Origin of the sequence: Nostoc sp. (assembly GCF_036917535.1) — a bacterium.
In the GTDB taxonomy this organism is placed as follows: domain Bacteria; phylum Cyanobacteriota; class Cyanobacteriia; order Cyanobacteriales; family Nostocaceae; genus Nostoc.
The window spans coordinates 1-15,589 of record NZ_JBALDA010000080.1; the positions used below are offsets into that span (position 1 = coordinate 1).

Below are 15,589 nucleotides of genomic sequence, written 5' to 3' on the forward strand. Positions count from 1 at the left end.
AGTGTGATTATTTGGAGCTATTTTCCCTAAAATTGATGCCGCTTGCCTACGGGTTTCTTCAGATTGAGAATCACGAATTAACTCCACTAATGCAGTGATAGCAGTGTGATTATTTGGAGCTATTTTCCCTAAAATTGATGCCGCTTGCCTACGGGTTTCTTCAGATTGAGAATCACGAATTAACTCCACTAATGCAGCGATCGCTTTTTTGCAATCTGTTTCTGCCAGTACAGCTTTAGCCTTTTTTTCTATGCGTTCATCAAACCTCTGCCACTGCTGTTTTTCAATGTTGAAATAACCAAAGCCCCATGTAACAATTTGCTTGGCGATCGCATCTGCCAAAGCACAATCTTTAAACTCGGCAATCCCAGCTGCGGCTAGAAAATAGGCTCGATATTCATAAAACCCCTTCCAGTTAAGAATTTGACTCTGACTGTTGCACCCATCTTCAAACTCTACTAACGCTTTGATAAAATCTTCCTTCTGTTGCTTTTTTACATCTTCTCGTCCCAACCACAGTAAAATCACCTCTTTCCACTGCGGCTCAAATATACGATATATTCCTTGTTGCGGGTTTTCAGGAACGTGATTCAAAAAATAGTGCCAATCGTCAACGGCTAACGCGGCAAAATATTCCTCAAAGGTGGCATGGTAAAACGCATAAACCTTTTCTTTGCTAGGAGATTCAGCCGCAATCCCTACATGATTTAGCCAGCCGAGTTGCCAAGCTTTATAAAACAGTGAAGTGTCATCATCTACATCTCCCAGTTCCTCACTAATAAAACTTTCTCGCAACCGGAACCGCGAACTGCCTTCATTGATATCCCGCAGTGCTAAACGTCCCAAGCCTTTGTTTAAATCGCGTTGTTCTTTTGTGCTGGTGCGGAAACGATTTTTTTTCCATCTGTAGAACTGCTGCACACACTGATGATACAGTCCCGCTTTTGTCTCTGGTAACTTCTCTTCTTCACCGTGCCAGATACCACACAATAGTGCTAACCGTAAAGGAGTTTGCACCAAGTCTTGTAGGCGTACTGGTTCAGCTGAGTCTAATTCTGCCTTTAACCGTTCTCCTTTTTTACTGTTGCCAAACCAGTTATCGATAAACTGATGCACCTGTTGGGGATAGTCAAAGTCTAGCAAGCGATAGGTTTCAAAGGTTTCCAGGGCGTTAACATCCGCTTGCCAAACATTCAGCCGACAAGTTAGCACTATTCGTGATGAAGGTAGCCATCCAGTTAATTGACGGGAAATTTCCTCTAATGGCTGGTGAGATGCTTCCCCTCCAGACATTTCATCTACTCCATCTAACAGCAGCCACACTTGTCCCTGCTGTATTTGCTTTATAAAGTCTTCCCGCACTTCCTGAGTTAATTGTTTTGCAGGAATTGCTTGCTCTAGCCAACTATTACATATATATGTTTGAATATCTGTCAAAGTACTATTTTGCCCCAAGTCTGCCAGAGAAATCCAGACTGGTAAACCTAAATCTTTCTTTAACACCCAAAAAGCTATAGTTTGCAGGAGTGTTGTTTTTCCTGCACCCGGTTCCCCAATCACGGCTATTTGCTGGCCTTTGGTTTTACCTTCGCCATGTTCTAGAATTTGACTTAAGAAAGCTTCATGCTCAAATCGCTGCTGCGTTTCATACTGCGGTTCATAAAGCCGTGTTCCCACATCTGGAGAAAAGTTACCCTTATCGCGTTTATCTGTTTTTGTGCGTTGTACCAGTGCCAGAGGGACATAAATTTGTTCTTTATCTTTTCTGGCAGATTCATCTTGCATGATGAAATTGCTGGTTGTCCGCCGCTGCGGTTCTAGCATGGTGTTACAGATTTCGCGCCAGTCAATGGGAGTAGCTGCGGTTTCAGGTGGCGGAGTCGTCGCTTTTGCATCAATTAAGTCTGTTAGTTCTAAATCTAAGGCTTTGGCGATCCACTCACCATAACTCCTACTAACAAATTTTTCAGTAAAAAAGCGTTTAACCGTCTTCTCACTCACTCCGGCTTTTGTTGCAATTTCTAAAAAAGTTAAAGGACTGTCATCATAATTACGTTTCTCAGCTTTAGCCTTTTGTAATTTATTTTTTCCCTCTTCATTGACTCGAACACTATTGCGGTTCCGTGTTTCCCCCATAGTTAATATATTTATTTTTGCAGATGAGGATATTTCTAGTTTAAAGAGATTGGTTGATTTTTTGAGGGTCACAAAAGGTCAATTAATCTCTGTCCCTGTCCTGTCCCTAAATGTCCAGCGCCTCACTTATCACTCAACGTAACTTTGTCTTATAAGCACGTGAAACGGAGTTACGACAATGACAATGGTAAATCAAAACCTACAGAACCCAACCCTGCAACTAAAAAACGGAGTAGAACGACTTGATGTAAAGCCGCAAAAAGCTATCCCAGTGGTTGATGCTGGTCATGCATCATACCCAGTTGATGTTACACCTATATTGCTGCAACAACCTTCTAGCCCATTTGCGATCGCACTCAGCATCTCTATCGTAATTGGTGCGATCGCTGGACTGATAAAAACTCTAAAATCTGGCTAATCCCCACATTCTGCCCAGAAATTAACTTCTGGGCTAATAGATCCATAGGCAAATTATAAATGTTTACAGGGATAGAGTTACACGGATTCATACGCAAAGAGCGATCGTCACTTTTCAAGACAGACATCGCTGGACTGTTTAAAACTCTAAAATCTTACTAATTTCAACATCTCAAAATTCTCTGTGCATCAGCCCCTAATTGAGAATTGTCCAAGATGTTCAGTGAGATTTCCTAGTAATCGGAATTGCTATCTCTACCGTTGTATCTATAATTTATGGGAAAATTTCATGTAAATATTTAAAGTAATATGTCAGAAACACCTCCAGACGCTATTTGGATTGTGACCGATGAAACGCCGCAAATATCGATTCCTGACGGTGCTAAAGGCGGGAGTACGAATACACGCGGTTGGGGAGACGAAACTATCAGGGAAAGTATTGCTAGCAAAGGGGTAGGAGATGCCGTTAAAGTTAGCGCTCAAAAATTAGAGCAAAATATGACTCACTTTCTCAAAGTCGTGGGAAGTTTGTTTAGTCAAGCTGAACAGCAAGCAAAAGTCAACTCCAGGATGCAGCTAGATGAAATTGAGCTATCGGTGGAAATTAGTGCCGAAGGAGAAGTTAAATTAATTGGCAGTGGTGCTAAAGCTGGAAGTAAAGGAGCAATTAAGCTGAAGTTCAAGCGCCAAGAATCACAGTGAAATGGCAAAAAATTGGGCGATCGCGATCGGAATTAACCAGTATGATTATCTGCAACCGCTAAACTATGCCAAGCGGGATGCACAGTTAATGCAAGAGTTTCTGGGCAATGAAGCCGGATTTGAGCGGATATTCTTCTTCTCTGATGACTCTCCTAATGTTGCTGGAAAATCGACTCGCCCAACTCGCACTAACTTGCTGCGAGTCTTGCGGCAGTTATTTGACAATCCCTTTATGGGAGCAGGGGATAATTTCTGGTTTTTCTTCAGTGGTCATGGGATAAGATACGCTGACCGTGATTATCTCATGCCCTGTGATGGCGATCCAGAGGATATTGAAAACACGGCAATTGCGATTAACTTTGTGACTGAACGTCTGCGTCGCTGCGGTGCTGATAATGTTGTCTTGATTCTGGATGCTTGTCGTAATGAAGGCAAAAAAACAGGTGAAGGAATTGGACGACAAACCGCCCAAGAAGCACGTCAGCAAGGAGTTATCAGCATTTTTTCTTGTATTCCCCAAGAGTATTCTTATGAAATTGAAGCTTTACAACAAGGTGCTTTTACCACTGCATTACTAGAAGGGTTAGGAATTCAAGGTAAATGCGCTACTGTTGAACGATTGGAGCAATATCTCAGGTTTCGTGTGCCTGAACTGGTTCGCCAGCATAAGAATACAAGGCAAACGCCTTATGTGATTGCTGAACCTGTGAATAAATCCCACCTAATACTTGTGCCACGATATGCAACTCTAGCGGATATCGCCACGTTGAAAAATGATGCTTACCAAGCAGAAGTAAACAGGAATTTGGATTTAGCAGAGCAATTATGGATTCGAGTATTAGCTGCGGCTTCAGGACAGGATATGGACGCGGTGAGAGGTTTACAAAGAATTGAACGGTTGCGAAATAGTTCTGCAATTCCTGATTTATCTGAGCAAACAATTCCACAACCATCTAAGTCAGTCACAAATACACCTATAAGTAAACCTTCTCAAACACCTCCCAAGGCAACCTCACCAATTACTAATACTCAGACTTCTGGTGCGGAACAATTTGCAACATCTACTATTCCAACACCTTCAACACCTGCTTCACCATCAAAAAACCTAATATTACCTAACTGGTCACGACGACGTTTAATTCAAACTGCTGGATTTGCGGGTGCTGGGTTGGGTTTGACAATTGCAGTACCACGTTTTTGGCCATCTAGCCTAAAAAGCTTTCAATTTGAAGTTGTCACTGTGGATGCACAGGGAAATATCACCAACCGCCGTCAAGAGGAAGCGAAATATTTTGAAGAAAATTTAGGGAATGGTGTCACCCTAGAAATGGTGCAGATACCAGAGGGAAGCTTTATGATGGGTTCACCGGAAGGAGAAACAAAAAGAGATAAAGATGAAAGTCCACAGCATCAGGTGAAAGTGCCTAGGTTTTTCATGGGTAAATATGAAATCACCCAGGCGCAATATCAAGCAATTATGGATAATAATCCTTCCAACTTCAAAGGTGAGAAACGACCTGTAGAAGGGGTGAATTGGGATGATGCAGTAGAATTTTGTAAAAAATTGAGCCAAAAGACAGGAAAAAACTATCGACTACCCAGTGAAGCCAAATGGGAATATGCTTGTCGTGCTGGAACCAAGACCCCATTTTATTTTGGTGAAACGATTACCACAGATTTAGTTAACTACAACGGTGACAATCCCTACGGTTCTGCTCCAAAAGGTGAATTTCGTAAAGAAACAACAAATGTAGGAATATTTTCACCAAACTCTTTCGGTTTATACGATATGCATGGTAATGTATACGAATGGTGTCGAGATGTATATAATGAGAATTACCAGGATGCGCCGAAAGATGGTAGTGCCTGGCTAACTGGTGAAGAGAATGACGGAAGGCTGCTGCGTGGCGGTGGTTGGAACGACTACGCTTGGGATTGCCGTTCTGCTAATCGCCATAATTACTATCACACACATCTTGACTACGTTATTGGTTTTCGCGTGGTGGTGGCGTGAGGATTCCTTGCCCTTTACCCTCTTCCCCTTATGCCCTCTACACTTCTTATTCTTTTCCCTTCTTCTTCCCTGTCCGCCGCAGGCGAATCAAAAATTTCTTTCAACCAACAATTAATGTCTTGATATCAAAACTATTATACACTACATTTAATCAAATTTCTCACTTAGTTTAAGAGTTTGAGTATGGGGCAGGTCGTTTTTAGCTGCTGCGTGGCGGTAGTTGGAACAACAATGCCAGGAATTGCCGTTCTGCCAATCGTAATTAGGAACGCGCGCGAATCGTAACAACAATGTTGGTTTTCGCGTGGTAGCGGTGGCTGTGGCGTGAGTACTCCCCATTGTCAAAGTTGGTAAGTGGGAATTTATCGAGCGTACACCAGGGAGTCCAGACCTGAACCAGCGAGGAAGGCGACAACCTCCGAATATAAAACCGAGTCGGATAGCTTGGTAGGTTGCAAAACCGAACAGTTGTTCGACTCAATTAATTCTCTTACATTTAAAAGAAACTTCTAAAATTTAGCTCATTTTTAATTGTTCTAATTTTTGTTTAATCAAAATTTCAACTTCTTCAATCTCAGCATTCGATTTTGGGATGTCAAAAGTCTCTGGAGACGCTTCAGATGTAAAGCGGTCAACAAAAGCACGAAACGCTGCTTTGTTGTCGGGGTGAGCAATAACGAAGGCTCTTAACTCGGTTTTGCTCATGCTGCTAAATTCTGGCTCAATCACAAGAACCTCCAAAGACCATTGCGATAGATTTCTATCTCTATGTTATCTCCTGCCAAAATAAACACATTACCTGTTTGTTCATCGAGGCGGACAATGTAAATAGGAGTGAATGTATTAGTCAAAGATTGACATAGTATGACACACCTGATGCCTTGTTCAGCAGTTGGCAAGATTTGTATACCTCATAACCGCATAGCTTGGAATCAAAATAGCAGGTTCTGTTTCTGGTAGCTTGAGAAACTCATCTAAAGTTATCGATTTAGATGGGATTTGTAGCATTAGGGCTTTCTTATAAAAAAGAGTTTGATTAGCTTTATATTGATTTTAATGGTGCGTTGATCTTTGTGACAACGCACCATTATCTAAAGAAATGGCGAGTTTAAACAATCACTTCACAGATGTCACTGTTTGGTTTACTACTGAACGTGCTTTTTTACGGTCTGACCTGCGCGTTCCACCAGCCATCTCATACTCATCACTATTTTTGCCATAGCGAGATGCAACATTCAACAGCATCTGCTCAGTATAAGTATTTAACTCACGTTCTGCTTCTATTAATGCATTGTGTGTCTTATCTACTATTGTTTGTGCTTGATTATAAGCGGCTAGCTTTTCTCGTAACTCAACTACTTTAGTGTTGTAAATAACAATTGAAAAACCATTACTAAAGTCTAACTCAGGGTTAATTGTCTGCATTCCTTCAATCCGTCGTTCAGCTTTGGTCAGTGCTATAGAGTTTCGTTTGCGTTGCGTCATATAGTTTTCCTATTTGAATTAATTTATAAATAACCCTGCTTTTACACACTGAGTTATTTATATATCATCAAAATACGCAATAAGCAGATGCAGCAGCCACAGTGAAGTTACAGAATTATAAAAGCATTGGATGGCATTATCCAACTAGATAGATGCGGGTATATTTGCTGAAATTCGCTGAGAAAAGCAGGTTTTGAAGTCGAAAAAGCTGGTTTTGAAGTCGCAAAAGCTGGTTTTGAAGTCGCAAAAGCAGGTTTTGAAGTCGCAAAAGCTGGTTTTGAAGTCGAAAAAGCTGGTTTTGAAGTCGAAAAAGCTGGTTTTGAAGTCGAAAAAGCTGGTTTTGGAGTTGCAAAAGCTGGTTTGATGAAAGTTGTTCAAATAATTCCACGGGGTTATGGTGTACACACAAGTCTGAAATAGCTGATTAACCAGGGTTTTACCCCACCCTAACCCTTACGCCACTTGCTTCAAGTCGGCAGAGCCGACGGCAGTTGCTTCAATTCGGGAAACCCGCTGTTAGCACCTGCCTCCCCAACGCAGTGGCTCCCCTTTCCAAGGGGAGGGAACTAGATTTTCCGGTTTCCCCCCAATGCATCGGGGGGATTAAGGGGGGTAATTCAACTTGTGTATACTAAAAATTTATTTTTATAACTGAAAATTTTATTTTATTTATGTGTTAAGTAGCTTTTAGGATGTTATCTGTATAATCTATCATTCAGTCTAAATTATAGAATGTATAATCTATCATTCAGTCTTATTAATTCTTGACCTCTGTTACTTATTGATAGGTTGAAATTTGGGGATTAGGGCATCTATTTTTAAGACATAACATCCTACTCACTTAGTAGTTATTTATTAACGGAAGTTGAGAAGTTATGTAGGCATACTCTATCCTAGACATTACCTAAACTTGTGCTTCAAAAATCATGAGCCATTATATGAATAGTTAGCACGTTTACAGCACTATCCAATGTCTCAAGACTTATTAAACTCCTTTCAAGAAGCATACAGTAATCTCGAACTGTTTCCGTTGATGGAACGGAACGAAATGGAAAGATTTAGAGTTGAATACGGTGATGATTTGATTGCAGACCTGAACCAATTAGTGGAAGATAGTCCTAATGGAGATGGCAAAATTGTCTTTACAGGACATCGAGGATGTGGTAAGTCTACTTTGTTAGCTGAGTTTAGCCGACAAATTCAAGATAAATATTTTGTAGTTCTCTTTTCTATTGCTGACAAAATTGAAATGTCGGCAGTTAATCATATTAATATACTGTTTGCGATCGCAGTTAATTTAATGACAGAGGCAGAAGCACGCAAAGTTGATATTCCGCAATCTACTAAAGAAGCTCTTTATAAGTGGTTTGCTACCCGCACTCGCACTGAAGAATCAAATTTACAAGCAGAAACTAGTATTGGTTTTGACCTCTTAAAATTAATTAGCTCTAAATTAAAAGCTGATGCTAGCGTTCGGGATGAAATTAAGCAAGAATTTGAACGCAAGTTATCAGATTTAGTTGCCAGAATTAACGAAATTGCTGCTTTAATTCAAGCTGCGACTAAACAATATGTTTTAGTAATTATTGATGATTTAGATAAACTTGACTTAGGCAGAGTTAACGAAATTTATCGAGATAACATTAAAGCTCTTTGTCAACCTAGTTTTCAAATTATTTACACCATCCCGATCGCAGTTCTTCGAGAAACATTTCTCAGTACAATAATTGCCACTGAAACCAACGATCAAGTTGTGGCAATGCCTGTCTTAAAAATATTTGATAAAGGTAAAAATCGCTTCCCAAATGCCCAACCTCGCCCAGAAGCAACAAAGATTCTCGGTGAAGTTTTACAAAAACGAATTCCCAGTGAATTAATTGCAGCAGAAACGGCTGAAAAGATTGTAATTTACAGTGGTGGCGTATTGCGAGAGTTAATTCGGATTTCTAAGGAGTGTTGCCGTATATGTTTGCGAGCAATTCGGCGAAATCCTTCAGCCGAAGTTATCATTGATGATAAAATTCTTCTACAAGCAATCAATAAAATTCGCAATGATTTTTCCATCCGTTTAGGAAAGGTTGATTTCGATATTTTGCAGAGTGTGTACGAACAATTTATGCCCAACGACCCTAAACAAGCAGAGTTTTTAGATTTGTTACACGGGCTGTATGTTCTAGAATATCGCACTGAAGAAACTTGGTACGATGTTCATCCAATTATTATCGAAAGCTTGAAAAGACAGGGAGCCATTAATGTTAAATGAAGAATTATTAGATGATCAAGGAGAAAATCAAGATGCCTATGATGATTTAATTGTTTCTGTTGAAGCTCAAAAGCGGGGCTTAAATTTACTAATTGCAGTTTGCGATGATGCTAGCTTTCGCGATCAGATTATTGCTGAATATGAAGCTGAACTACAACCCGCCTTTCGTGCATATCGAGTAACTTTAGCGCGTCAAGAACCAAGCCTCAAAGCTGCTCTTAACCAACTGATACAACAAGAAGAATATCTCCGCCACCAAAATCCGGCGGTAATCGCTGTGACGGGTGCTGAACAATTGTATTTTCTCCGGTTGGAAAATGAGCAATCAGAACAAGAGAAATTTTTTGGTTACTTACAGTGGACAAGGGAAGGATTGCGCGAATTTCCATTTGCGATTGTGCTTTGGGTAACTAACCAAATTTTAGTCAACCTAATTAAAAAAGCTCCTGATTTTTGGAGTTGGCGCAATGGTGTATTTCGGTTTGAATCTAAAAAGACGAATGCTATTCCTGGTAAAGAATTAGAAAATATCCGCTTTGTTTTTCGAGACACAGAATTAGCCAGTACAGACACTAATGAAAATAACGCCTTTTTCTTACCCATTCAAGATTTACAAAGGTTAATCGAAAAAGTAGAACAAGAACAGGGAACCAAAAACCCCACTTTGGCTACGTTATACTCAAGATTGGGTGATATTTACCACAGTAGATTAAATCGGGGTGAATCTCAAAATTATCAAGAAGAACAAGAATTAGCAATTAAATATTGGCGTCAGGCGAGTGAGCTACAAAATGAATTAGGTTTGCAGATAGATTTAGCTACTAGCCTCAACAATTTGGCAGGAATATATCGTGCAATAGGACGCTACAGCGAAGCTGAACCATTATATCAACAAGCTTTAGAACTAAGGAAACGCCTGTTAGGAGAAAATCATCCTGCTTTTGCTACTAGCCTGAATAATTTGGCAGGACTCTACAAATCTACTGGACAATATAGTAAAGCAGAACTTCTATATCAACAAGCTTTGGAACTGAGGAAGCGTCTATTGGGAGAAAACCATGCCGATGTTGCCGCCAGTCTCAACGATTTGGCATTACTATACGATCAACAAGGACGTTATGAGGAAGCAGAACCTCTGTATCTGCAATCATTAGAACTCGAAAAAGGTCTGCTTGGCGAAAATCATCTTTCTTTCGCTCTGATACTAAATAATTTAGCACTACTTTATTATCATCAAGGACGCTACACTGAAGCTGAACCGTTATCGCAACAAGCAATAGAGCTAGATAAGCGATTTTTGGGAGAAGAAAATCCTGATGTTGCAACAGATTTGCACAATTTAGGTTTAATATACCGCGCTCAAGGACGCTACAGTGAAGCGGAATCTTTGTTTTTGGAATCGTTAGAACTCAAGCAGCGTGTATTACAAAAAGCGCATCCGCTTTTAGCAGATACGATCTATGCTTTAGGTTATATGTACAGAGAGCAGGGGCGTTACAATGAAGCGGAACCCTTATGTATAAAGGCATTAGAACTTGATAAGCACTTATTGGGAGAAAATCATCCCAATGTTGCCGAAAGTCTGAATAATCTGGCAGAAATTTATCGTGCAACTGGACGTTACATTGAAGCAGAACCGCTTTATTTGCAAGCTTTAGATATTTGTGAACGAGTCAGGGGTGTTGAGCATCTTCGTTGTGTAGCCGTGCGGGAGAATTTAGAAAAACTTAGTGTAGCAATGCGGGAGAATTAAGGTCAGAAAATCTCATGCAGAGAGAAGTTTGAGCGGCGGAAGCCGCCGCTCAAAACTTCGATGGGTGCACAGGTGCAGAGTAGAAGGATTGAGTTTTAAGACAGTCGCTAGAATCATTAGATTTTTAGTTGGGTAGCGATCGCCGTTAAGTAGTCATGTAAAATTAAGTACAGCAGATTGCAAGTTAATGAAGTACGAAAATACCCCACCCTAACCCTCCCCTTGGAAAGGGGAGGGAACTATATTGGGAATTTCTCCCCTTTACAAGGGGGGATTAAGGGGGGTAAAAGACGTTAGCAGCTTCCGCAATGCTCTAAATTACTTAAATTTTCGGTTTTTTAATAGAAATCAACAATTTTAGAGACGTTGCAATGCAACGTCTCCATATCTAGGTTATTGCATGAGAATTTGACGGATTAAAATGCTGATAACCTCATCTGGGTTATCGGTTGGTTGCAGTGGACTCCAGTCGCCAGCCCTGGCGTAGCCAATTACCTGTAAATAGTGGATTGTGCTAGTAACGGCTTTGGCAGAACCAATCAGTAGATGCTTTATCCGTTCTCTCTTGGGAAATGAACTCTCAGGCGATTGATTGCCGATGGGTGGAATGGAATCGTCGCCACGCAGATATTGTTCTAATTTTGACTGGGCGGAATTTTTCAATTGTGCCATTATTGTATTCATACTCCGATTTTGGGGTTTAGATAAGGGCGATCGCACACTTCTTTCCGGGATGAGGCGATCGCCTTTATCGATCTTGGGGTTTAGATAAGAGCGATCGCTGTCTTCTTTGTGGAATTTAGCGATCGCCTTTATCATATTTTTATTTTAATGTATAAAATTATACTTGTCAACCATTATTTGCAGAATTTTTATTAATAATTCTCAAGTTTTAACGACAAGAAATTATGTATATTTTTGACTTTTGAATGCGTGACTTTTGACTTATCCAACGGGGTCGCCTTTTTCTCAAACTAAGTTTTTACTATTTAAAATGACTTATTTTTGACTTTTGAATGCGTGACTTTTGACTTACCCAACAGGGTAGGATTTGAGAATGGTGCAAGGTCTTGGTTTTCTCGCTGATGTATGGTAAATTTAACTACAATCTAGCAGATACTTTGTTGTTAAGCTGGCTCAAAAGTTTATATGGCGGACAACACTACAGATAATGCCGATTCTCAAGAACAGTCTACTGCTAATGTTAGCCCTCAAGCAGATATTGACGAGCAACAAGAGTCTGTTAATGATGCTGCTATTAAGGATCAACCTACGTTTGAAGACTACCTTGGTTTTCAACCTTATGTGACAGCTATTGCAACTTTTTTAACAAATTCTGAAACCCAACCGCCGTTAACTCTTGCTATAGAGGGTGAATGGGGTAGTGGTAAGTCTTCTTTTATGAAGCAACTAGAGAAGGCAATTGAAAGAATTGAAAAGAACCATTTTGACAATGATATTAGAAAGCAAAGGTATAAGTGTGAAAAGGATCTTGAGAAATTTAAAAATAATAATATTCGTGAAAATTTATCTAGCTTTCATACACGTTTAAAACTGCTGGGTTTAAATTTCAAAAAATTTAAACCTTCAACAGTAGTGTGGTTCAATGCTTGGAGACATGATAAAGCAGAAGCTCTTTGGGCAGCTTTTGCACTTGAATTTATCAGACAAATATCTCGACATGACCAAAAACGCGATCGCTCTAAATCCCCGACTTCTTAAACAAGTCGGGGATCGGTAGGAAGCTTGCTCAATTGTCTTCCAAATCTATTAGGGAACTCCAACGAAACCAGCGTGCTCAATTGCCTTTTGTCCCTGATCGGTTAATAAAAGATTGGCATAAGCATTTCCAATCTGCTGTTCTTGACCTTTATTCTGCTTAATAATCACAAACAAATTAGCAATCATCGGATAGCTGCCATTTTTGATCGCCTCAGTATTTAGCTGGTTGCGCTGACGTGGACACTGTTCAAGTGGTACCATCGGCTCGCGATAGGGGGTAATTAGCTGACCAGAAGTCTGACCCAATGGCAAAGCCTTCACGCTACATTGAAAGACTACCGAACGGGCAGAAGCGTAATACACACCACCAGGGGTTTTACTGAGTTGGCGCACTGCTTCTGTAGCAGAGTAGACATACTGCACACTAGAACCAAGTGCTTGCCCCTTTAAGTCGCTGTTACTAGGGAATATTACTGTATCTGCATCCTCTGGTCGTTGGGAAAAAGCTGTGATGGGTAGATTTGGCCCACCGACTTGATTCCAATTAGTAATTTTCCCTAAATAAATTTGCTGCAATTGGTCAACAGTTAAACCAGGCACATTGAGTGATGGGTTGACTACCACTGCTATCCCATCTCTACCTACCAGACGTTGCTCAAGGGTAAAGCCTCGTTCTTTTGCCGTAGCTTGTTCTTCACCTGTGAGAGGACGGGAGGACTGAGCAAAGTCTATTTTCCCATCAAGCAACATCCGAATGCCGGAGCTAGAACCAGGGCTACCATTAACAGGGTTTACATAGTGTAATTGTAGTTCCGGGCGATCGCTCTGGATCTGAGAATCTACCAATTGCCGGATAGATGCCCAAGCTGTACTACCTCCGTAATTGAATGAGTCAGGGGGAACATCAGCAACTGTCTGAAAAGTTGATCCATTATTTGATTCATTATTATTAGAGACATAATTAGATACGCTCTTGCCATTTTGAGCAGTGGAAGAGTTAACACTGGTGCGGGGCAAATTTGGCTTCAAGAACCACCAAAGTAATCCGCCAATAACTATAATTGTCAAAACTTTACCAATAATCAAACCTCTGAGAAACAGGGCGATTTCGCTGTTAATTAAAGCTTTTCTTTGATTTGTATTGTCCATATTTTTAAATATTTGTTTCATTGTATTTATCTTACAGGAATATCTAAGTATTTATCCTACAGTAATCTTTAAATATTTAAATTTGAAGTAAATCTCTAATAGCTAGTTAATAAGCAGTTTTATGATTGCTGCTAAATGATTAACTTTTTCTAATCTAGTGAAATTAAATTTGCTATTTGGTAGTTTTTGCAATGGTGCAATTGCTTTAACTGATTCTTTTGTTAGGTGCTGATTTAGCTACTAGACTATTCATATTAGTTAATGGGAACTCAACAAATTTTTCTAGAAAACTCTTTAGTGGAGTCGGTTGGTTTGGAACTGATGTTCCTGTATTAATAAATGTGTAGATTAAAACTATTACTATCAAGCTAGTCGTAGCACCAAGACCTATGCCCAGCAACAAAATAAAGTTTTTATAAGTTAGCAAATAGGTATCATCAGCCTTGTGGTTGATGTCAGCAGATTGTGAAGACTCTGATAACGCTACATCATTAAGGGCTTGCAAAGCTTGTGTGGCAGACTGATAACGCTGGGTGTAGCGATCGCGAACCATTGTATCTAAAATATTTGCCAGACTATCACTTACCTGTGCCTTGTCGCGCCAGATAACTTCTCCAGTATTGGGATCTTCTGGTAGTTGCTCAGGTATTAAACCTGTTAAAGCTTGAATGCCAATCATCCCTACAGCATAAATATCGCTGCAAAGTTTTGGCTTTCCCTTAGCTTGTTCGCTTGGCATATAGCCAGGAGTTCCAACAGCAATTGTTAAGCCTGCTCCCAAAGCACCAATTTTCTTGATACTCCCAAAATCAATTAGCACAATCTTCCGATCGGAGTACCGCCGCATTAAGTTTTGAGGTTTTATATCTCGGTGAATAATATCGTGTTCGTGGACGAAAGCTAACACTTCTAGAATGTCTTTTAATAAATTTAATACTGTATTCTCATTCAGACACTGACCTGGGACAATTTCTTGAGTCAAGGCATGACCGTCAATATATTCCTGGACTAAATAAAAATCCCCGTCTTCATTAAAATGGGCAAACAGTCTCGGAATTTGCTCGTGGTTGTAGCCTAGCTGGTATAAAACTTCTGCTTCCCGATCAAATAGCTTTTTAGCAATGGGTAGAACAGCAGGGCTGGAATCTTTTGGGTGGAAATGTTTGACAACACAATGGGGTTGTCCTGGTAAATCCAAGTCAATAGCTAAGTAGGTATCACCAGAACCTCCGCTTCCTAATTTTTTGATAATCTCAAAGCGATTCCGAAGTGTTTTTCTGTTGAGAGAGTATCGATGTCCGTTACGTATAGCACCCCCTAATAAGTAAGTATTACCAGATTCTCCGCTTCCCATCACTTTGACAGTCTCAAAGCGACTTCGGAGTGTTTTTCTGACTAGAGGGTTCTGGCTCATGTGGCGTATACTACTTCTTAATATTTACTGACCATTCAGAGCTTGGTGAGGTTATGAATAACTGCTTGCTGCTAGATTTGCTGGTGTTTGCGGCAGTTAGCCATCGGGCGACCTGTGCTTTAGATAAGTTGGATGTTTAGTTGCTTGATTGCTTTATTTAATACCTTTATAAGTATCTTAATACAAAAGTATTTCATGAAATACTTTTGTAATGTTATCACTTAAGTAAATTTAACACTAGTCTACAATATTTAAACTGTGGGCAGAAAATAATATTCAGGAATCAGGATATTTACTTATTTATTTTAACAGTTAAGTCTGATTACTGACAAAACCTTGAACAGTGAAATTTAAAAGCACAAATACTCTTAGAGTGTTTGCCACAATTTGTGACCAGATTTGAGTCTTTACTAACTGCGATCGCATTGTCAGATCAATGTGAGTTCGATGAAAAAACTAAAAAAGATCGGGTAAGCTCTTGAGGTAAATATGGAGTGATGGTTTTTGAAGTAAGTAAATTAGGTGTAACTTTTC

At 40.0% G+C, this 15,589-nt stretch carries 13 protein-coding genes; 6 read left to right on the plus strand and 7 right to left on the minus strand.

Annotation, left to right across the window (positions count from 1 at the left end; all coding sequences use genetic code 11):
* Window positions 1-2,136: NACHT domain-containing protein (locus V7K56_RS25385; protein WP_334914812.1), on the minus strand; the 2,136-nt coding region annotated here is incomplete at its 3' end.
* A 178-nt stretch (window positions 2,137-2,314) separates the two neighbouring features.
* Here V7K56_RS25385 and V7K56_RS25390 point away from each other — a divergent pair.
* The 3 genes from V7K56_RS25390 (at window position 2,315) to V7K56_RS25400 (ending at window position 5,269) form a co-directional block, all read left to right on the plus strand.
* Window positions 2,315-2,554, plus strand: a complete 240-nt coding sequence (locus V7K56_RS25390; protein ID WP_334914814.1) for a hypothetical protein — start codon at window positions 2,315-2,317, stop codon at window positions 2,552-2,554.
* Between the two features lie 308 nt (window positions 2,555-2,862).
* Window positions 2,863-3,255, plus strand: coding sequence for a Pepco domain-containing protein (locus tag V7K56_RS25395; protein WP_334914815.1), 393 nt, complete (start codon window positions 2,863-2,865; stop codon window positions 3,253-3,255).
* Between the two features lies 1 nt (window position 3,256).
* Window positions 3,257-5,269, plus strand: a complete 2,013-nt coding sequence (locus tag V7K56_RS25400; protein ID WP_334914816.1) for an SUMF1/EgtB/PvdO family nonheme iron enzyme — start codon at window positions 3,257-3,259, stop codon at window positions 5,267-5,269.
* Between the two features lie 516 nt (window positions 5,270-5,785).
* On the opposite strand, the gene V7K56_RS25405 is transcribed toward V7K56_RS25400, so the two are convergent.
* From V7K56_RS25405 to V7K56_RS25415, 3 genes are all read right to left on the minus strand, one after another.
* Window positions 5,786-5,998 (minus strand): DUF6887 family protein, encoded by a 213-nt coding sequence (locus V7K56_RS25405; protein ID WP_229486806.1) that lies wholly within the window; start codon window positions 5,996-5,998, stop codon window positions 5,786-5,788.
* Entirely contained in the window at window positions 5,995-6,168 is a 174-nt protein-coding gene (locus tag V7K56_RS25410) for a DUF6888 family protein (protein WP_334914817.1), read from the minus strand. The genes V7K56_RS25405 and V7K56_RS25410 overlap by 4 nt, the downstream gene beginning before the upstream one ends.
* Window positions 6,169-6,385: 217 nt before the next feature.
* Window positions 6,386-6,754: a hypothetical protein gene (locus V7K56_RS25415; protein WP_334914818.1), complete on the minus strand. Its 369-nt coding sequence runs from the start codon at window positions 6,752-6,754 to the stop codon at window positions 6,386-6,388.
* Between the two features lie 970 nt (window positions 6,755-7,724).
* Here V7K56_RS25415 and V7K56_RS25420 point away from each other — a divergent pair.
* Window positions 7,725-9,017 (plus strand): ATP-binding protein, encoded by a 1,293-nt coding sequence (locus tag V7K56_RS25420; RefSeq protein ID WP_334914819.1) that lies wholly within the window; start codon window positions 7,725-7,727, stop codon window positions 9,015-9,017.
* Window positions 9,007-10,770 (plus strand): tetratricopeptide repeat protein, encoded by a 1,764-nt coding sequence (locus tag V7K56_RS25425; RefSeq protein WP_334914820.1) that lies wholly within the window; start codon window positions 9,007-9,009, stop codon window positions 10,768-10,770. Before V7K56_RS25420 ends, V7K56_RS25425 begins: the two co-directional genes overlap by 11 nt.
* A gap of 393 nt (window positions 10,771-11,163) precedes the next feature.
* Here V7K56_RS25425 and V7K56_RS25430 read toward each other — a convergent pair whose 3' ends face one another.
* A complete protein-coding gene (locus V7K56_RS25430) occupies window positions 11,164-11,442 on the minus strand; it encodes a hypothetical protein (RefSeq protein ID WP_334914901.1) in 279 nt (92 codons plus the stop codon).
* 477 nt (window positions 11,443-11,919) lie between these two features.
* On the opposite strand from V7K56_RS25430, the gene V7K56_RS25435 reads away from it, so the two are divergent.
* The gene (locus tag V7K56_RS25435) at window positions 11,920-12,492 is read left to right on the plus strand and encodes a P-loop NTPase fold protein (RefSeq protein WP_334914823.1); all 573 of its coding nucleotides are present in this window, start codon (window positions 11,920-11,922) and stop codon (window positions 12,490-12,492) included.
* A gap of 48 nt (window positions 12,493-12,540) precedes the next feature.
* On the opposite strand, the gene V7K56_RS25440 is transcribed toward V7K56_RS25435, so the two are convergent.
* Together V7K56_RS25440 and V7K56_RS25445 are read right to left on the minus strand one after the other, a co-directional pair.
* Window positions 12,541-13,641, minus strand: coding sequence for a PstS family phosphate ABC transporter substrate-binding protein (locus V7K56_RS25440; RefSeq protein ID WP_334914902.1), 1,101 nt, complete (start codon window positions 13,639-13,641; stop codon window positions 12,541-12,543).
* 205 nt (window positions 13,642-13,846) lie between these two features.
* Window positions 13,847-15,055, minus strand: a complete 1,209-nt coding sequence (locus V7K56_RS25445) for a serine/threonine-protein kinase (protein ID WP_334914825.1) — start codon at window positions 15,053-15,055, stop codon at window positions 13,847-13,849.
* Window positions 15,056-15,589: the final 534 nt, after the last annotated feature.

Coding starts and splice junctions, on each gene's coding strand:
- V7K56_RS25390 (WP_334914814.1), top strand. CDS start 2,315: ATGACAATGGTAAATCAAAACCTACAGAACCCAACCCTGCAACTAAAA.
- V7K56_RS25395 (WP_334914815.1), top strand. CDS start 2,863: ATGTCAGAAACACCTCCAGACGCTATTTGGATTGTGACCGATGAAACG.
- V7K56_RS25400 (WP_334914816.1), top strand. CDS start 3,257: ATGGCAAAAAATTGGGCGATCGCGATCGGAATTAACCAGTATGATTAT.
- V7K56_RS25415 (WP_334914818.1), bottom strand. CDS start 6,754: ATGACGCAACGCAAACGAAACTCTATAGCACTGACCAAAGCTGAACGA.
- V7K56_RS25420 (WP_334914819.1), top strand. CDS start 7,725: ATGTCTCAAGACTTATTAAACTCCTTTCAAGAAGCATACAGTAATCTC.
- V7K56_RS25425 (WP_334914820.1), top strand. CDS start 9,007: ATGTTAAATGAAGAATTATTAGATGATCAAGGAGAAAATCAAGATGCC.
- V7K56_RS25430 (WP_334914901.1), bottom strand. CDS start 11,442: ATGGCACAATTGAAAAATTCCGCCCAGTCAAAATTAGAACAATATCTG.
- V7K56_RS25435 (WP_334914823.1), top strand. CDS start 11,920: ATGGCGGACAACACTACAGATAATGCCGATTCTCAAGAACAGTCTACT.
- V7K56_RS25440 (WP_334914902.1), bottom strand. CDS start 13,641: ATGGACAATACAAATCAAAGAAAAGCTTTAATTAACAGCGAAATCGCC.
- V7K56_RS25445 (WP_334914825.1), bottom strand. CDS start 15,055: ATGAGCCAGAACCCTCTAGTCAGAAAAACACTCCGAAGTCGCTTTGAG.